Genomic DNA, 17623 nt, shown 5'->3' with positions numbered 1-17623 from the left:
CAAGATGAGCTCAATGTTGTTTAGGAACCATCTTCCTGCTGGTCTCCAGATCCCAGATCCGGCCACTTGACCCTGAAGAATGCCCATCATAGCCTTTTGCATCTCCCTTCCGTCTCTCCCGTTCGCTCAGCCCATCGCTACCTGCTCAGCCGTCCCAAAGCCAGGCGCGGTCTTCTACGGCTCAGTTGACGCTTCAGACAAAGCTGCCGGAGTTTTCGCCGCCGCAAGCGGAAGGGTCTATGGGCCAGGGATCCCGCTGTGGACAGTTCCGGTGCAGAAGCCTGCATTTTTTGGCTGAGCTCTTGATGGTGTTGGCGGAGATCCTCAATCTGCTTGAGGCGAGTTTCCAGCTCTCGGCGCAGTTCGGCGTTTTCTTTTTCCAGACGCTGCAGGCGTTTCAGCAGCTCTAGGGACTCCGTCCGAGTAGCGCGAATGGAAACCGGGATGGGATGGGGAGCGGTCACCACCGAGCTGTGGGCGTTTTTGCTATCTCGCATAGCCTGGGCAGCCCGACGCAACAGAGCCACCCCCTTGGGATCATCGCTGTCCATGAGGCTGGCCGCTCCAAACTGGAGCTGTACCGGCAGCGCCCGTCCATTCACCACAAAGGGATCCTGAATCATCCGCTGACAGCAGCGTTCGGCAGCCATTTGCGCAGCAGCCAAGGTGCTCCCCGGCAGCAGAATGATAAACTGCCCCTCGTCGTAGCAAAACAGGTCGTCTCCATCGCGCAGGTTATTGGCCAAACGCTCCCTAAACAGTTTGAGCAGATCAGCCCGACCGTCAGCATCCAGCCCTTGTGCCAGAGAACCGAGGTTGGCCAAGCGCAGCACAAACAAGCTGAGGGGTTCCGATTGGGCACGGGCCTGGGCCACCCGCAGCGGCAAACGAGCCACCAAATCCTGACGGTTACCCACCTCCAAACCAATCGACTTGGGGGGAGAGGGAGGAGATTTTTGCCCAGTTTTGAGCAGATATTGCTGGCGGCGACTTTCTACAATGCGCAGCCCTGCCCGCACCCGCGCCAGCAGCTCTGCAGCCTGAAAGGGTTTGGAAAGAAACTCATCGGCGCCTGCCTCCAAAGCCCGCTCCATGCTATCGTTGCCCTCGCGGGCAGTCATAATGATGTAGTACACCCAAGCATATTCCGGCAGTTGCCGCAGTTGACGGCACAGGTCTAGGCCGTTCAGGGAGGGCATGACCCAATCGGCAATGATCAGATCTGGGGGTTGGCGGCGAATTTGCTCCAGCGCGGAGAGGCCATCCAAAGCATAAGAAATACTGCAGCCCTGCTTGCCCAAAAAGTTGGACAGCATCTCTGCCACCATGTAGCTATCATCCACAATCAGTACACGGGCTTGCAGACTGCCGTCTTGACTTCTGCCAGAGACGAGTTTCGCCTTCTCAGGCGCAGGAGCTGCACTAGCGCTCTCCGGTCTGGGATCCATAGACAAACTGAGGCAGGATGGCGAGAAAATCCGGGAAAGCAAACTACCCGCAACTTTCCATCGCTATTCTAATGAATGTGGTATCTCCATCGTTATTCTGATGCGGTAGCGAACAGCAGCCGCTTCCACTTTGCCGAGTTGGTTAGATGGATTGAATCACTCTTGAATCACTGAGACTTCGCTCGTCCAGAGCCGCTGTCTGTTGCTGCCCAAGGCTTGCTCTGACCAGAAGCCCTTTGGCGGGAGAGCTGAAATCTATGTGGTGAACATTTGTGAATTATTCGAGGCAGCAAAGCAGAGGCTCAGTAACGGATCTCGAGGGTGACTTGGGCGCGCACGGTTTGCTGTCCCCCCTCCACCGGTGTGGATGCTGTTTCTAGACGGGCATAGTCGGCGCGGGCAAAGGGGATCGGCGGCGGGATCATGTAGCCATCGCTCTGAATCTGGATGCGCTCGACGGAACGGATGCTCAGGTTCAAGGCCCCCAGCACATCCTGGGCTTGACGTTGGGCATCTTTCACGGCTTGGGTTAGGGCGCGGCTGCGCGCTTCCAACAGGGTGGCTTCATCGGCCCGGAAACTGACCGATTCCACCTGGGTGGCTCCGGCGGCCACGGCTTCATCCAGCACTTGCCCGGCTCTGGCCACGGGCACCTCGAATTGCAGACTGTTTTGCCCCTGCACACCCGTTAGGCGAGGCTGGCCATCCCGGTAGTCGTATTGCGGGTAGAGGGAAATGCCGGTGGTTTGCAGAGCGCTTACTTGCAGCTCCTTGAGGCGATTGACCAGCCGCTCTGAGCGTTCTGCCACCTGTTGTTGTACCGATTGCGCCGTCTCCCCCTGGATCACCACCCCCAAGCGAATGAGGGCAATGGAGTTCTCTACGGAGACCGATCCCTGTCCTGTAACCGTCAACATTCGGGATCCCTCACCAGGACTGGCCATCGCTCCACCTCCGGCGATTATGTTCCAACCCAACAGTGCCACCGCCAGTACCAGGCCCAGCCACGCTACCCCCTTCAGCCCTTTCCAACCCCTGATCCCGTTCATTGCTTTCCCCTTCTGTGGTTCAATCCCAGCCTACTCCCACCGCTCCTCAGCCTGATCCGACAAAAGCCCCAGCCACCAGTTCCCTAACCTCACCCAACCGGTGCGTTCTTGCCCCCACGGATCCCGTATCCGCACACGGAATACCCGTTGATACTTGGAAGTGCTCCCGGAAAAAGGCCCCAGCCGCCAGTACCGTGCCTCCTGGCTCAACAGGGAGTAGCCCTGCTTTGCCGCCCACCGCTGCAGCAATTCTTGGCTGCGTCTTTGTTCCCAGACGAAAATCCCAACGAAAAGGGCAGCAGCAACCGCCGCCCCTACTGGGGCCAATGCCAGCTCAGACATGGGGCAGACATGGGGATAGACTCTACTGCCCATCCTACAAAGGTTGCTCCAATGCTGGGATCCCCGGCGGTCAAAGTTCACCTTCGTCGCCTCACCCGCCCTCAGACCTTGGACAAAGAGATCCCTGCTTCAACCCATCAGACCGTATGATTGAGGCAGGGTGGTCAAAACTCAATCGGTTCTCAAGTCGTTAAGGTCTCTTTACAGAATGGCCGAATCGAAACTGCGACAACTGCTGCACGATCTGGATGTTGAGCTGCAAAAAACCCCTGGCCTGGACGAAAAGCAGCGGCAGCACATTGCCACCATTCGCCAGGAAGTGGAGGCGGTGCTGGCCGATCTGGAATCCCGAACCGAGAGCAAACAGAGCCAAGGGCATAGAGATCGCCTTGGAGAGGCGCTGGGCCTGTTCGAGACCTCCCATCCCAACCTCACCCTGATCCTGGAGCAGGTGATCGACACGCTGGCGGGAATGGGTTTGTAGTTTCATGGTCGGTAAAAGGGCTCACCAGAAAGCTCCCTTGCTTGCTAGCCTTGGTAATGCGTTGAAAGCTCCTTATGCTCTATGACCAGCACTCTCCACTCCACCTCGTTTAACACCACCCGCTCCAAGCAGGTTTTTGCCCGGGCACAAAGCCTCATGCCGGGGGGAGTGAGTTCTCCGGTGCGCGCCTTCAAGTCGGTGGGCGGGGATCCCGTAGTGTTCGACCGTGTCTCAGGGGCCTACGCCTGGGATGTGGACGGCAACCAATACATCGACTACATCGGCAGTTGGGGGCCGGCGATTGTTGGCCACGCTCACCCCGAGGTCATTGAGGCTCTGCGCCGAGCTTTGGAGAAAGGCACCAGCTTCGGCGCCCCATGCGTTCTGGAAAATGAACTGGCGGAGCGGGTCATTGAGGCGGTGCCCAGTGTGGAGATGGTGCGCTTTGTCAATTCCGGCACCGAAGCTTGCATGGCGGTGCTGCGCTTGATGCGGGCCTATACCGGTCGGGAAAAGGTGATCAAGTTTGAGGGCTGCTACCACGGCCATGCGGACATGTTTTTGGTGAAAGCCGGTTCGGGGGTGGCCACGCTGGGCTTGCCAGACTCGCCGGGGGTGCCCAAGGCAGCTACCAGCGCTACGCTGACGGCTCCCTACAACGACCTGGAGGCAGTCAAGGCCCTGTTTGAACAGCACCCCGACTCCATTGCCGGAGTCATCCTAGAGCCGGTGGTGGGCAATGCCGGCTTTATTCCCCCCCAGCCGGGCTTCTTGGAAGGCTTGCGAGATCTCACCCAAAAGTACGGGGCCCTGCTGGTATTTGACGAGGTGATGACCGGCTTTCGCATCAGCTATGGCGGTGTACAGGCCAAGTTTGGGGTCATCCCCGATTTAACCACTTTGGGTAAAGTCATCGGTGGCGGCCTGCCGGTGGGGGCCTATGGCGGTCGGCGAGAAATTATGGAAATGGTGGCTCCAGCGGGGCCGATGTATCAGGCAGGGACTCTTTCCGGCAACCCCCTGGCCATGACAGCAGGGATCCAGACACTGGACATTTTGCGCCGCCCGGGCACCTACGAGTATCTGGAGCGGATTACCGAGAAGTTGGCGACGGGGCTATTGCAGATCGCGCGGGAAACGGGGCATGAGATGTGCGGGGGCTATCTGCCCGGCATGTTTGGCTTCTTTTTTACCGCCGGCCCAGTGCGCAACTACGAAGAGGCCAAGACTGCTGATCTGCAGAAATTTGCCCGCTTCCATCGCGGCATGTTGGAGCGGGGAGTCTATCTGGCGCCCTCGCAATTTGAGGCCGGCTTCACCTCCCTGGCCCACACAGAGGCCGATGTGGAGAAAACTCTAGCCGCCGCGCGAGAGGTGTTGAGCACCCTCTGAGTTGACAATTACCCCCTCGCGAGCCGGGATCCCTGCTATGGCCGAGCATATCCATCGCAACTGGAGCATCACCACCCAAGCTACAGAGAAGGGGTTTATCTTTCGCTGCCGGCTGCTCCAGCAAGATGGCTCTTGCGAGTCGGAGATTGGCACCAAAGCCTACGGCTACTTTCAAAACGAGGCCGAAGCTATTCTGGCGGGCATGGTCTGGATCGACCGGCAGCAACTGCCAGATCACCTAGACGGTCTACTGTTTGACAATGAGGAGCCGGAAGGTTAGATAGGGGCTTCTTCCCGCACCAACCGTTCCCAACCCAAGCCTTTGAGGGCTGCATTGCGCCGCAGCGGTCGGGTCACCAGCTCCAGCAGAGCCTGGGTGTTGCCGAAGCCGTGGATCTGGGCGAAGGTGAACTCCACCGACCACTTGGTGGTTATCCCCCGTGCCTCTAGGGGGTTGGCGTGGGCCATACCTGTGATCACCAGATCCGGCTGCAGGGCCTTGATGCGCTGGATTTGGTTGTAGTTATCCGGCTTTTCTACGATGGTGGGCTTGGGCACTCCCATCTCTTCGCAGGTGCGCTCCAAGAGGGCCAGCTCAGCCGCTTGGTAGCGTTTGTCCATGTAAGGGATCCCGATTTCCTGCACCGTCATGCCGCAGCGCACCAAGAAACGGGCCAGCGAGATCTCCAGCAGGTTATCGCCCATGAAGAAAACGCTTTTGCCCCGCACCAGCTCCAGATAATCCCGAACTTGGGGATGGCTCCACACTTCCGCTTCCCGCTCTGCCAAGCCTTGAGTTGGGATCCCCAGCTCGCGGGCAATGGCTTCTATCCAGGCGCGGGTGCCATCCGGCCCGATGGGAAAAGGAGCGGTTATGATCTTAGCCTTTTTGAGGCGTACCAGCGTGGTGGCCGTGCGGCTGAGGAAAGGATTCACCCCCACCACGTAGGTGCCCGGCTCGATCACCGGCAGCTCTCCATAGCGTTTGGCCGGCAACCAGCCGGAGACGCGGATCCCGTGTTTCTTCAGCTCCAGGGTGAGTTGGGTCACCACCGGATCGGGCACCGAGCCGAAGATCACCAAGGGAGGATGCTTGTGGAAGCCTTCCTCCTCTTTCTTTGTTCCAGAGCGGAGCCCGTAAAAAAGCGCCTGGAGACCCCCGCGGGTTTCCTGCTCCTCTGCCCGCACCTGCTCTGGGCAGCGTTGAGCCATCGAGGCCAAAACCGTGTCTTCCCCTTGGGTAAAAGCGTAGTCGAGGCCATTGGCCCGGGCCACCACAATCGGGATCCCAATCTCCCCCTCCAGCTTCTGGGCTAGGCCCTCCAGGTCCATTTTGATGATCTCGGTGGTGCAGGTGCCGATCCAGACAATCACGCTGGGATTGCGATCCCGCTGAATTTGCAGGCACAGCCGCTTCAGCTCCTCATAGTCGTTGAGCTTGGCGCTAATATCCCCCTCTTCCAGCTCCGCCATGGCATAGCGGGGCTCGGCAAAGATCATCACCCCCATGGCGTTTTGCAGAAAGTAGCCACAGGTTTTGGTGCCGATGACCAAAAAGAAGCTGTCTTCAATTTTTTGATAAAGCCAAGCTACACAACTAATCGGGCAAAAGGTATGGTAATTGCCGGTTTCGCACTGGAAGTTAAGGGCGTTGGCACTATCCAAAGCAGCATTCATGCTCGTCTCCTAAAAACATAAAAGAAGGGAACGTTGCCAACTAGAGGGCTACCAACTGGGGCACACCCACCAATTTTTCGCTGAGATCCCAAAGCAATTTGGCCTTGGCATCGTCTGCCGCCTCGTCAGAGACTTCTTGGTTAAAGGGCTTGGCATTCTTGCGTTGCCGGTTACCCCAGCTCCAGTAGAATCCCGACCGACGAAACTCGGGATCGGCCACCACTTGGGCCACCCGCTCTCCGGCCAATTCCTGAGAAACAAATCCGCCCGTGATGTTTTTTTGAAACCAGGGGAAAAGTTTTTGAAACAGGGGATAGTGATGGCGGAACAGAGCCGTGGTGGCTACACACCCCGGATAGAGGGAGAGGAAGGTGATGCCAGTGCTTTCGTGGAAGCGGCGGTGCAGCTCGCGCATGGTGAGGATATTGCAGACTTTGCTGTCTTTGTAGGCTTTCACCGGATCGAATTTGCCGCCATCGGCCATGCTGATGGGATCCTTGAAGCCCTGGGCAAACCCCCGCAGATCCCCCAGGTGGGGTTGGGGTGGGATCTTACCCCCCAGCTCTTTGGGATTGTGGGTAACCGTGCCCAAGATCACCAGCCGCCGATCCAGATAGGTGGAGCGTTTCAGATCCTCCAGCATCAAGTGGCAGAGCAAGAAATGCCCCAGATGGTTGGTGGCCATGGTCAGCTCATATCCTTCCGGGCTGCGCAAGGGCTGCTTGAGCAAGGGCATGTAGATGGCGGCATTACAGACCAAGGCGTCCAAGGAACGGCCCCAGTTGCGGAACTGCTCGACAAACCGCCGCACGCTGGCCAAGCTGGCTAGGTCGATCTGCATCAGGGTATAGCTGCCCTGGGGGATCCCCACTTGTTGGGCCACCCGGTAGGCTTTGTCCAGATCCCGACAGGCCATCACCACGTGCCAGCCGCGCTTGGCCAAGGCCAAAGCTGAGTACAGGCCAACACCCGAGGAAGCTCCGGTAATCACGACGGTGGGTTGCTCTTGTCCTTGCATATCCAACTCCTGTGCCATTTCCTTCCCAAAGCGGGATCCCTACAGGATCCATCTTGGGGGGGAAAGCGGATCGGACAACAAATTGATAAGGTTTGCGACAGTCTTCCGAAACAGTGGCTTCATTTTTGGACACACTGCCCCCGCTGGCAGGGGATCCGTCACACCAGGGCCAGTTGGCGGGCTGGAGTGTTGTAAAAGTCGGAGAGCAAAGCAAACAGCTCCCGATCTTCGGCAGGTTGGGGCACGATCCCTTCCGGACGGGCCAGCAGCTCATCGGCGATGTTCAGGTAGTACTGGCAGACAGGCTCCAGGCTGGGATCGGTTTCCGCCATCTCGAAGAGAGTTTTGCCCTTGACCCGCGAGACGCGAATATCTTCAATGAGGGGAAGCACCTCGATAACCGGCATGGGAACTGCCGAGACGTATTTGTCAATCAGATCCCGCTTACTGGTGCGATTGCCGATCAGCCCGGCCAACCGCAGCTTGCGGGTTTTGGCCTTTTCTCGCACCGAGGCAGCAATCCGATTGGCGGCAAACAGGGCATCAAAGCCGTTGTCGGTTACGATCAGGCAGTAGTCGGCGTAGTTGAGGGGAGCCGCAAAACCGCCGCACACCACATCCCCCAGCACATCGAAGAGGATGACATCGTACTCATCGAAGGCGTTCAGCTCCTTTAGGAGTTTGACGGTTTCCCCCACCACATAGCCGCCACAGCCAGCCCCTGCCGGGGGCCCACCCGCTTCCACACAGTCCACGCCGCCGTAGCCGCGGTAGATCACATCTTCTGGGTAGATGTCTTCGTGGTGATAGCCCTTGGCTTCCAGGGTGTCGATGATGGTGGGGATGAGAAAGCCGGTCAGGGTGAAGGTGCTGTCGTGCTTGGGATCACAGCCAATCTGCAAGACCTTTTTGCCCCGCCTGGCCAAGGCCACCGAGATGTTGCAACTGGTGGTGGATTTGCCGATCCCACCTTTTCCGTAAACCGCCAATTTCACAGCTCGTTCCTCCATGGGGCAGACAAGGGACATTATCGGCAGCCAACCCGCCCCCTGAGAACTGTTGCGAAGGATAAAGGTGGATCCCTAAAAAACCTAGAAGTTCCCAGATCTTGCAAATGGTCCTAAGAAAGTTCCCAGGGCTTCTCAAGTCGATTTTTGATGTTTTTCCCGATTTTAGTTTTAGATATACTTTCATCAGTGATCAAAAGAAAACAATTCCAGATGACAATTCACCCAAATCGGGAAGGATTCAGCTATGCCATGGCGCTGATCCCGTCCTCTTGGCTTGGCGCTGAGGCAGGTCTGGGCTGAGAAAGAATCAAGAATGGTCTCAATTCTGGGGGGAAGGTGGGGGGAACCCTTCGCTCTCAGGGATCGAAGGCAAAAGTAACTCGCACCGCTCCTGCAGAATCCACCTCGATCCTGCGCAGGAATTCCCGCAGGTAGGCACGCCGTTCGGTCTCGCTGAGGTCTTGCCAGAAGGGCGGGATGGAGAGGGTTTGGATGGTCTGGGTGAGGTTGGCGGGGGGAAGTTGCTCCAGCTTTTGGGCCAAGCGGGCCGTCTCTGCTCGCAACTGGTAGCGACGCTGGGCCAGGGAGGCCTCGTCCATTAGTCCAGATTGCTGCAGCTCTTCCAATTGCCGCAGCCGCTCGGCGTTGGCCTGGATTTGGGCTTGCAGCTCTTGGCGGACTTGGGTGAGGGCTTGTCGATCCAGTGTCTGGGCGCGTTGGGGCAGTTGTTCGCACACCTGCCGGATCACCTCCTGCAGGACTTCGGTGTAGGGGAGGCTGTAGCGACAGGTTTGGCAGCGCAGATAGAGGTAGGGGGATCCGTTCTTTTTCCCCTTGCGAGGGGTGGTTTGCACAATGCGCAGAAGGCTGCCACAAGCGCAGCAATGAACCAGGCCGGCCAAAGCGCGGGGAGCACTGGCGCTGCGACGCGGGATCCCTTGGTTGCGTTTGAGCCAGCGATCGATCTGGGCGGCTTCCGTGCGGCTGAGGAGGGCCGGGTGAGTATCCCGCAGGGTGGTGCCGTCGGCATAGGCCAGATCCCCGCGGTACACCGGGTTGAGCAGCCAGTTGCGTCCGGTGGCCACAGAAATCCGCTTGTGGTGTTTTTCCTCCAAGAAGCGCACCGCCTGCCGCAGGGATCCGTAGAGGAGAAAGTGCTGGAAAAAATCCTGAACGATGCTGGCCTGCCGGCGATCCAGCACGTAGCGTTCCCCTTCGCGGCGGTAGCCAAAGGGGGCAGGGCCAGGGGGGGGTTTGCCCGCAAGGCGGTTTTGGGCTTGGCTGCAGCAGAGGCGGCGGCTTTGCAACTGATGGGGGATCTCGGCCAGCAGGGGGATACAATCGGCAGCCTTGGTGGGGTTTGCAGGCCGGATTCGGTGACCAAGCTGAGTCGGATCCCGGAGTTTTGGATTTGCAGCAGCCGCTCGTGGATTTCATCCGCCCGATCCCCCAGATCCGACAGGCGCAAGAGCAGCACTTCCTGCACCAAGCCGGCTGTGATGCGCCGGAACAGCTCCTCCAGATAGGTTCGGGATCCCCAATCGTGCAGGATGGGATCGGCCCCTCGCAACTTGAGCCAGGCCAACTCCTGTTCCGGCAAAGGAGCATGGGAAGGCGTGTAGAGGTAGCCGCAAACGCTCATGGACAAGCCATTCAACTATTGTCACCGCCGCTGCGCCAGAACGGAATCAAGCACCTGGCGAATGTTGCCCTGGGCCTGTTGCAAGTGCTGACGGGCCTCTTGAGCAGAGCACCCCATCAAGGCCACAAGGATCGCGGTTTTCACCTCTCCATCACAAGCCTGCAGCAATTGGGCAGCCGTAGTGGGATCCAGATCGCAGGCCAAAGCCACTATTCGCTCCGCCCGTTGCTTGAGCTTGGCATTGCTGGCCTGGAGATCCACCATTAGGTTGCCATAGGTCTTGCCCAAGCGGATCATCACCCCGGTGGAGATCGTATGCAACACCAACTTTTGGGCTGTGCCGGCTTTCATGCGGGTGGATCCGAGGATTACCTCCGGCCCCACCAAAGGGGCAATAGCAATATCCACCTGCTCGGTTAGAGGAGAAGGGTGATTGCAGGCCAGGCCAATCGTGAGCGCCCCAATACTTCTGGCGGCTTGGATCCCACCCAGCACATAGGGGGTACGACCGCTGGCAGCAATTCCCACCACACTATCTTGAGCTTGGAGGTGGAGACTCTCCAGAGCGCGGGCAGCCGCTTCCGCGTCATCCTCTGCGCCTTCTACCGCCTGGGTCAGGGCCCTTTCCCCCCCGGCAATCAAAGCCACCACCTGGGTGGGGGAAGTGCCAAAAGTGGGCGGGCACTCAGCCGCATCCAGCACCCCCAGCCGACCTGAGGTTCCTGCCCCGATATAGATCAGCCGCCCGCCGCGACTCATCCGCTCGGCAATGGCATCGATGGCTTGGGCAATCGGCTCTGCTTGAGCAGCCACCGCTTCCGGCACCCGCCGATCCTCAGCGTTGATCCGTTTCACCAGTTCCCAGGTGCTGAGACGGTCGATCTCGGCTGTGGCCGGGTTGGGGCTTTCGGTCAGGGATCCGGGATCCCAAGCCAATTGTGGAGAAACCATGGCAGCGCTTGTCCAGGCAAGAGGGATCCGCCTTCAGGGATCCTACACTTTGTCTTCTCGGATTCTATCGGTGGCAGGGGGCTCTCCTGAGGGAGCAGTGGAGGGAAAAACTGCGCCAACAGCACCACAACAAGGGCAAGGAGCACCAAGCCGGCCCCCTTCGCCAACGTCCATTCAACCAAAACCTCTGCCAGCGGAAACGCAGCGCGGCCATTCTCCAAAGATGCCCCCATCACAAGCGGCGACCAGCCCAAATACGCCTCAGTCGGCAGCCCAACCGGTGAATTGACGAAGGCGAGCGCCGCCCAGTGGCGGTACTCTAGAAGGTGTTCTAAGGACTCCGTCCCGCTACTGCGATGAGTAAGTCCATGCAAGCGATGGCAAGGACTCCGTCCCGCTACCGCGACCAGCCTGCCCTGCGCATCTTGATCGTGCGCCATGGTGAGAGCACCTTCAACCTGGAAAATCGCATTCAAGGCCGCTCCGATCTCTCCCGGCTCACCCCCACTGGAGAAGTGCAGGCGCAGCGTGTAGCCGAGGCCCTGGCCGGGATCCCGTTGGATTGCGCCTATTGCAGCCCCCTGTCTCGCGCCCTCGAGACAGCTCGCATCCTTTTGAAAGACCGAGAAGGGATCCCTCTGCACATCACCGATCAACTGCGGGAGATCGACCTGACAGCCTGGGAAGGGCTGACCTTTGCTGAGGTGAAGGAGAAATACCCCGAGGATTACCATCTGTGGCGGCACCATCCCGACAACCTGGAGCTGGAGGGCCGCTTTCCAGTGCGGGAGCTCTGGCAGCAGGCGCAGGGGTTTTGGGAAATGCTGGCCCTGCATCTGCAATCGGCTGCAGGCCTCTGGAACCATGGAGCGGATCCCTCCCCAAGGCAGCCCCTCAATATCCTCATCGTGGGCCACAGCGGCATCAATCGCGCCCTGGTCAGCACCGCCATCGGCCTGGGGCCACACCACTATCACCGCCTCGGGCAGGATAACTGCGCCATCAGCGTTCTCAATTTTCCCGAGGGCCTGCAGGGGCCGCCACAACTGGAATCTCTGAACATCACCGCTCACCTCGGCCAAGCCCTGCCCAAGCGCAAGCAGGGGATGCGCATCTTGCTGGTGCGGCATGGGGAAACCCAATGGAACCGAGAGCGCCGTTTTCAAGGGCAGCGGGATATCCCCCTCAATGCCACCGGGGAGGAACAGGCAGCCAAGGTGGCAGAATTTTTGGCCACTCAACCCCTGCAACTGGCCTTCTCCAGCCCCCTGAAGCGCCCCTGGGCCACAGCCGATGCCATCTGCAGCAACCACGGCAACCTCATTTTGCGCCCAATGCCCGACTTGCAAGAGATCTGCCACGGCGACTGGGAGGGCAAGCTGCAAAGCGAAGTCGAAGCCGAATACCCCGGCGAGCTGGAGCGCTGGCAACGGGATCCCGCCAGTGTGCAGATGCCCAATGGGGAAAACCTTCACCAGGTGTGGGAGCGCACTCGCTCCGCTTGGCAGGAGCTTTTGGCCATCACCGCAGCCCAGTTTCCTCAGGGCACGGCGGTTGTTGTTGCCCACGATGCCATCAACAAGGCGATCATCTGTCAGTTGTTCGACCTTTCCCCCCAAGCCTTTTGGATCTTCAAGCAGGGGAATGGCGCCATTACGGTGATCGACTATCCAGAAGGCAAGGAGGGTGCCCCGGTTTTGAAGGTGTTGAACCTCACCACCCATCTGTCCGGCCAGATCCTGGACTGCACCACCGCTGGAGCTTTGTAAAGATGGGCTCATCCCCTCTCTGCGAGCTAACAGGACGACTAACAGGACAAAATGTGCATCTCCAGGGAGTGCGCCTGTTGGATCCCTTGCGCCAGCGGGATGAAGTAACCGATGTGTGGTTGCAAGAGGGTCGCCTGCGGGCCACCGAGCCGGCAGGGATCCCTGCCGACATCCCCACCATCGATGGCTCAGGTTGGGTGGTGGGGCCGGGTTTGCTGGATCTGTATGCCCACAGCGGCGAGATGGTTGGCAGCGATCTGGCCCACAGTCGGGAAACCCTGACCTCTTTGGCTGCAGCGGCTTTGGCGGGAGGCTTTACCCAGGTGGGGCTTCTGCCCACCCCCCTTCCCGGAAGCGGCTTTTTTCCGGTGCTGGATCGCCCGGAGCACTTGAACCGCTACCCCCGCCAATTGGGGGATCCCCGCTGGCTGCCCTGGGCTGCCCTGAGCGTGGGTGGCCAGGGAGAAACCCCAACCCCCTGGGGAGAACTGGCGCAAGCGGGAGCAGTTGGTTTTGCAGAAGTTCAGCCGCTGCGCTCCCTGGCTCTGCTGCGGCGGGCTCTGGAGTATTTGCGGCTGGGGAAGAAACCCCTGCTGCTCTGGGCCTGGGATCCCACCTTGGCCGGGCAAGGTAGCCTCTACGAAGGGATCTGGGCGCTGCGCCTAGGGCTGAAAGGGATCCCTGCCAGTGCCGAAACTGCCGCTCTGGCCCGTCTCTTGGAGGTGATCAGGAGCGTTCCTTCCCCTCCGCCTGTGCATATTATGCGCCTGAGCCAAGCCCGCAGCCTGGAGCTGATCCAACAGGCCCAAGCCGAAGGACTGCCGGTTACCGCCAGCGCCACTTGGATGCACCTGATCTTGTCCGAAGAGGCCGTCTTTGAGCACCGCTACGATCCCCACCTTCGCCTTCTGCCCCCTCTTCCCAGCGCTGGCGACCGAGAGGCTCTGATCGCCGGGATCCGTTCCGGCAGCCTGGGGATCGCTACGGATCACCACCCCTACACCTACGAAGAGAAAACCCTGCCCTTTGCCGACGCTCCGCCGGGGGCGATGGGCCTGGAGCTGGCTCTGCCGCTGCTGTGGCAACATTTGGTGGCAACGGGATCCCTGACAGCGCTGCAACTGTGGTCTGCCCTCAGCCTGTACCCGGCCCGCTGCCTAAACCTAGATCCGCCCACCCTCACCCCCCACAGCGACTGGGTGCTGTTTGATCCCACCCACCCTTGGACGGTTTCTGTTGCCACTCTCCACTCCCGATCGCCAGCGACTCCCTGGCTGGAGAAAACCCTGTGCGGCAAGGTGTTGCACACCCATGTCGAGGGGATCCCATCCCGCAGCTCTGCCCCTTGATCCCGAAGAAGGCCGACAAGACCTGTCCGGAGAAAGAGCCAATTCAAAGAGGGGGATCCCTTCCCGCCAGCGGGACGGGGTCCCGAATTCAAAACTCCCCGGCCAGAGCGGCTACACAACGCTCACACAGCTCTGGGTGTTCGGCAAATTCCCCCACACGGGTGGAATAGTTCCAGCAGCGCACGCACTTTTGGCCGTCAGCCGGAAAAACAGAGACCTCCAAGCCTTGACCTGAGGTTTTCTCCAGTTCCACCTGTGAGGTGATGAACAAGTAGCGCAACTCGGCAGCCCGCTCCTGCAAAAGAGCGTATAGGCTGGGATCCGCTACCTTCAGGATTACCTTGGCCTCGGTGGAAGCGCCGATGGGCTTAAAGGACTCCGTCCCGCTAACGCGACCGGTACGGGCTTGCTCCAGAGCCTTGTTCACCTCTTGGCGCACCTCTCGCAGCTGCTCCCAAATGGCCGCCAACTGGGGATCCCGCCAGTGCTCCGGCAGCTTCATCCACCCCCCCTCAAACACCGAACGGGTGGGCTTGGGATAGGGCAGATGGCTCCAAATCTCTTCGGCCATGTGGGAGAGAACGGGGGCGATGGCCTTGGCCAAGTTCTCCAGCAACAGGGAGAGCACCGTTTGACATTGGCGCCGCCGTAGACTTTGGGCATGGCTAATGTAGAGGCGATCCTTGGCAATATCCAGGTAAAAGTTGGAGAGATCCACCACACAGAAGTTCTGAATCGCCTGGAAAAATCGGTAGAACTGATAGCTTGCAAAAGATTCGCCGATCTCGGATCCCACCTCGTGCAGGCGGTGCAGAATGTAGCGATCCAACTCCGTCAAGGCTGCAAAAGGAACGGCATCCTGAGCCGGATTGAAATCGTAGAGGTTGCTCAGCAAAAAGCGAGCTGTGTTGCGGATTTTGCGATATACATCCGCCATTTGCCCAAGAATGGTCTTACCTAGCGGCACATCCCCGGAGTAGTCCACACTGGAGACCCACAGGCGCAGCACATCCGCCCCGTAGGCGGGATCCGTCTGGGGATCTTTGCCGCCGTTAATTAACACCAGCGGATCGATGACATTGCCCAGGGACTTGCTCATTTTCTGGCCTTTCTCGTCCAGCACAAACCCATGGGTGAGCACCGCCTTGTAGGGGGCATGGCCGTTGACGGCCACGGAGGTAAGCAAACTGGATTGGAACCAGCCCCGGTGTTGGTCGGAGCCCTCCAAATACAGATCCACCGGGTAGCCCAGCCCTTGGGCCTTGGCCACCGCTGCCCAGGAGGAGCCGGAGTCAAACCAGACATCCATGGTGTCTGTGCCCTTGCGGTAGGTGCGGCCATTGTGGCGGTACTTCTCCGGCAGCAACTCCTCCACCGGGCGCTTCCACCAGGCGTCGGATCCCTCCTGGGCAAAAATGGCCTTGATGTGGTCGAGGGTCTCGGCGGTGAGCAGAACCTCGCCGGTTTCTTCGTCGTAAAAGACAGGGATGGGCACGCCCCAAGCCCGCTGGCGGGAAATACACCAATCCGAGCGCTCCGACACCATAGCAGTGATGCGGTTCTCCCCGATGGCCGGGATCCATTTCACGGTTTTAATGGCCTGCAGGGCCAGCTCCCGGAAGCCAGCTACAGACGCAAACCACTGCTCGGTGGCCCGGAAAATCGTTGGCTCTTTCGTGCGCCAGTCGTAGGGATATTTGTGGTTGTAGGGCTCTTCCTTGAGCAAAGCCCCCGCAGCCTGCAGAGCCTGGATGACAGCAGCATTGCCGCTGGTCTCCGGCTTCTTGGAGAGCACATCCAACCCGACGAACTGGGATCCGGCCTCGGCGGTAAATCTCCCCTGATCGTCCACAGGGCTGAGAATGGGCAGACCATACTTTTGGCCGGTTTTGAAGTCATCTTCCCCATGCCCCGGAGCCGTGTGCACAATGCCGGTGCCCGACTCGGTGGTGACGTAGTCCCCCAACACGCAGAGGCTGGCGCGGTCGAAGAGGGGGTGCCGTCCTTGACTGTATTCCAGGGCGGATCCCGGCAGGGTGGCCTTGATCTCCAGAGGCGTCTCCAGAACCTTCTCCAGCCGCTCCCGCAGATCGGCGGCGATCAACAGCAGGCCGAAGCGGGGAGACTCCACCACTGCATAGGTGAGCTTGGGGTTAAAGCAGAGAGCCAGGTTGGCCGGGATCGTCCAAGGGGTGGTGGTCCAGATGGCTGCCCGCAGGCCCGGCATGAAGGGCTCTAAAATCGGCTGCGCCGCTGCGCTGAGGCTGTGCAACGGGAAAGCCACATAGATGCTGCGGGAGATGTGGTTGTCAGGATATTCCAGCTCCGCTTCCGCCAGAGCCGTCTGGGAGCTGGGGCTCCAGTGGACGGGCTTGAGGCCGCGGTAGATGTAGCCCTTGAGGGCCATTTGCCCAAACACCTCGATCTGGGCGGCTTCGTACTCCGGCGACAGCGTCAGGTAGGGCCGATCCCAGGATCCCCATACCCCCAGGCGCTGAAAACTGGCCCGCTGCACATCAACGTAGTGCAGGGCGTACTCCTTGGCTTTTTGTCGCAGCTGCAGAGGGGTGAGGTTTTCCCGCTCCTGCGGGGTGAGGCTTTGCAACACTTTCAGTTCGATGGGCAGGCCGTGGCAATCCCAGCCGGGCACGTAGCGCACCTTGCGCCCCTGCAGGATGTGGTACTTGTTGACGATATCCTTGAGGATCTTGTTGAGGGTGGTGCCCATGTGGATATCGCCATTGGCGTAGGGCGGCCCATCGTGCAGCACAAAGGGATCCCCAGGATTGTGGTCGGCAAGGCGCTGGTAGATTTGCTCTTCCTGCCAAAAGGCTTGAATGGCGGGTTCTCTCTTGGCGGCCTCTGCCCGCATGGGAAACTGAGTTCGGGGCAGGTTGAGGGTACTTTTGTAGTCCACGGCAACTCGAGCAACCTAAAGGGCGTCTCTCTATCCTACGCTGTCGCCTCATCCTCAGCAGTCCATCCCTCACCCCTCTTGTGGGACAGGGGATCCGAAGCCCACGGTCACCCAGAGCGCCTGGAGCTCTCAAACGGCTCCAACAAACCACCGCATGAACTCCCTGATCGAGAAAACAAGAAAAGATTTGTGCTAGTCTCAGGGTGTCGTTGAGTAAGGGAGGTTCCTGCGGATGCCAGATAGTAGTAGTTGTAAGGGTCGTCAAGTTGGGTTCAGCCGGCTGTGCGCCGGGGCTGTTCTCTAACGGTCTGAACTTAGATCCTTCAGTCTGCTGAAGAGTCTTCGCGTTCTGGCTCGCTTGGAGTTCCTCCCGGCAGTCAGGTTCCAGTTGAAGGCCCGCTAGACCGCTCTTTCCCTGACCGCCTGTTGTTGCCTTGGGGGTGGGAGAGAGCGGATAGTTTTGCAGATAGCTGTAGCGGGGCTTGGAATGGACGGGCGTGTAAACTACCCGGCTCCGACCGCTAAGCGGTACGGAGCGGGCTTTCAGTAGCCCTGAGCCTGCTCTGCTCTACCAG

14 protein-coding genes are annotated in these 17623 nt (G+C 59.5%); 5 read left to right on the top strand and 9 right to left on the bottom strand.

The annotated features are described in order from the left end of the window. Window positions 1-137: 137 nt before the first annotated feature. From NW805_RS00070 to NW805_RS00060, 3 genes are all read right to left on the bottom strand, one after another. Window positions 138-1328 carry a response regulator gene (locus tag NW805_RS00070; protein WP_414421256.1) on the bottom strand — a complete coding sequence of 397 codons (1191 nt, stop codon included), beginning with the start codon at window positions 1326-1328 and terminating at the stop codon, window positions 138-140. A gap of 422 nt (window positions 1329-1750) precedes the next feature. Then, a complete protein-coding gene (locus NW805_RS00065; protein ID WP_414421255.1) occupies window positions 1751-2497 on the bottom strand; it encodes an SIMPL domain-containing protein in 747 nt (248 codons plus the stop codon). A 30-nt stretch (window positions 2498-2527) separates the two neighbouring features. After that, window positions 2528-2872 (bottom strand): hypothetical protein, encoded by a 345-nt coding sequence (locus tag NW805_RS00060; RefSeq protein ID WP_414421254.1) that lies wholly within the window; start codon window positions 2870-2872, stop codon window positions 2528-2530. 175 nt (window positions 2873-3047) lie between these two features. On the opposite strand from NW805_RS00060, the gene NW805_RS00055 reads away from it, so the two are divergent. The 3 genes from NW805_RS00055 to NW805_RS00045 all read left to right on the top strand — a co-directional run bounded on the left by NW805_RS00055 (window position 3048) and on the right by NW805_RS00045 (window position 4995). Then, on the top strand, window positions 3048-3323 hold the full coding sequence (locus tag NW805_RS00055; RefSeq protein ID WP_414421253.1) for a DUF4404 family protein: 276 nt from the start codon (window positions 3048-3050) through the stop codon (window positions 3321-3323). Between the two features lie 81 nt (window positions 3324-3404). After that, a complete protein-coding gene (hemL, locus tag NW805_RS00050; RefSeq protein ID WP_414421252.1) occupies window positions 3405-4715 on the top strand; it encodes a glutamate-1-semialdehyde 2,1-aminomutase in 1311 nt (436 codons plus the stop codon). Window positions 4716-4752: 37 nt separating this feature from the next. Beyond that, the gene (locus tag NW805_RS00045) at window positions 4753-4995 is read left to right on the top strand and encodes a hypothetical protein (RefSeq protein WP_414373570.1); all 243 of its coding nucleotides are present in this window, start codon (window positions 4753-4755) and stop codon (window positions 4993-4995) included. On the opposite strand, the gene NW805_RS00040 is transcribed toward NW805_RS00045, so the two are convergent. The 5 genes from NW805_RS00040 to murQ form a co-directional block, all read right to left on the bottom strand. Beyond that, window positions 4992-6392 carry a ferredoxin:protochlorophyllide reductase (ATP-dependent) subunit N gene (locus NW805_RS00040; RefSeq protein WP_414421251.1) on the bottom strand — a complete coding sequence of 467 codons (1401 nt, stop codon included), beginning with the start codon at window positions 6390-6392 and terminating at the stop codon, window positions 4992-4994. The genes NW805_RS00045 and NW805_RS00040 overlap by 4 nt on opposite strands. Window positions 6393-6432: 40 nt before the next feature. Further along, window positions 6433-7410 carry a protochlorophyllide reductase gene (locus tag NW805_RS00035; RefSeq protein WP_414421250.1) on the bottom strand — a complete coding sequence of 326 codons (978 nt, stop codon included), beginning with the start codon at window positions 7408-7410 and terminating at the stop codon, window positions 6433-6435. 158 nt (window positions 7411-7568) lie between these two features. Next, window positions 7569-8405 carry a ferredoxin:protochlorophyllide reductase (ATP-dependent) iron-sulfur ATP-binding protein gene (gene bchL, locus NW805_RS00030; RefSeq protein ID WP_041437180.1) on the bottom strand — a complete coding sequence of 279 codons (837 nt, stop codon included), beginning with the start codon at window positions 8403-8405 and terminating at the stop codon, window positions 7569-7571. A 371-nt stretch (window positions 8406-8776) separates the two neighbouring features. Further along, a complete protein-coding gene (locus NW805_RS00025; protein WP_414421249.1) occupies window positions 8777-9727 on the bottom strand; it encodes a recombinase family protein in 951 nt (316 codons plus the stop codon). A gap of 356 nt (window positions 9728-10083) precedes the next feature. After that, window positions 10084-11013 carry an N-acetylmuramic acid 6-phosphate etherase gene (gene murQ, locus NW805_RS00020; protein WP_414421248.1) on the bottom strand — a complete coding sequence of 310 codons (930 nt, stop codon included), beginning with the start codon at window positions 11011-11013 and terminating at the stop codon, window positions 10084-10086. Window positions 11014-11369: 356 nt separating this feature from the next. Between murQ and NW805_RS00015 the strand changes: the two genes are divergently transcribed. Further along, window positions 11370-12782, top strand: a complete 1413-nt coding sequence (locus NW805_RS00015) for a histidine phosphatase family protein (RefSeq protein WP_414421247.1) — start codon at window positions 11370-11372, stop codon at window positions 12780-12782. A gap of 2 nt (window positions 12783-12784) precedes the next feature. Continuing rightward, window positions 12785-14131: a dihydroorotase gene (locus tag NW805_RS00010; RefSeq protein ID WP_414421246.1), complete on the top strand. Its 1347-nt coding sequence runs from the start codon at window positions 12785-12787 to the stop codon at window positions 14129-14131. A gap of 88 nt (window positions 14132-14219) precedes the next feature. Here NW805_RS00010 and ileS read toward each other — a convergent pair whose 3' ends face one another. After that, a complete protein-coding gene (ileS, locus tag NW805_RS00005; protein ID WP_414421477.1) occupies window positions 14220-17003 on the bottom strand; it encodes an isoleucine--tRNA ligase in 2784 nt (927 codons plus the stop codon). Window positions 17004-17623 lie beyond the last annotated feature (620 nt).

It is taken from the genome of Synechococcus sp. W60.1, from assembly GCF_047461575.1.
Lineage (GTDB): Bacteria > Cyanobacteriota > Cyanobacteriia > Thermostichales > Thermostichaceae > Thermostichus.
The sequence above is the reverse complement of the archived record's forward strand: the minus strand, read 5'-3'. Positions and strand labels throughout refer to the sequence as shown.

Coding starts and splice junctions, on each gene's coding strand:
- NW805_RS00070 (WP_414421256.1), bottom strand. CDS start 1,328: ATGGTGGCAGAGATGCTGTCCAACTTTTTGGGCAAGCAGGGCTGCAGT.
- NW805_RS00065 (WP_414421255.1), bottom strand. CDS start 2,497: ATGAACGGGATCAGGGGTTGGAAAGGGCTGAAGGGGGTAGCGTGGCTG.
- NW805_RS00060 (WP_414421254.1), bottom strand. CDS start 2,872: ATGGGCAGTAGAGTCTATCCCCATGTCTGCCCCATGTCTGAGCTGGCA.
- NW805_RS00055 (WP_414421253.1), top strand. CDS start 3,048: ATGGCCGAATCGAAACTGCGACAACTGCTGCACGATCTGGATGTTGAG.
- hemL (WP_414421252.1), top strand. CDS start 3,405: ATGACCAGCACTCTCCACTCCACCTCGTTTAACACCACCCGCTCCAAG.
- NW805_RS00045 (WP_414373570.1), top strand. CDS start 4,753: ATGGCCGAGCATATCCATCGCAACTGGAGCATCACCACCCAAGCTACA.
- NW805_RS00040 (WP_414421251.1), bottom strand. CDS start 6,392: ATGAATGCTGCTTTGGATAGTGCCAACGCCCTTAACTTCCAGTGCGAA.
- NW805_RS00035 (WP_414421250.1), bottom strand. CDS start 7,410: ATGCAAGGACAAGAGCAACCCACCGTCGTGATTACCGGAGCTTCCTCG.
- murQ (WP_414421248.1), bottom strand. CDS start 11,013: ATGGTTTCTCCACAATTGGCTTGGGATCCCGGATCCCTGACCGAAAGC.
- NW805_RS00015 (WP_414421247.1), top strand. CDS start 11,370: ATGAGTAAGTCCATGCAAGCGATGGCAAGGACTCCGTCCCGCTACCGC.
- NW805_RS00010 (WP_414421246.1), top strand. CDS start 12,785: ATGGGCTCATCCCCTCTCTGCGAGCTAACAGGACGACTAACAGGACAA.
- ileS (WP_414421477.1), bottom strand. CDS start 17,003: ATGCGGGCAGAGGCCGCCAAGAGAGAACCCGCCATTCAAGCCTTTTGG.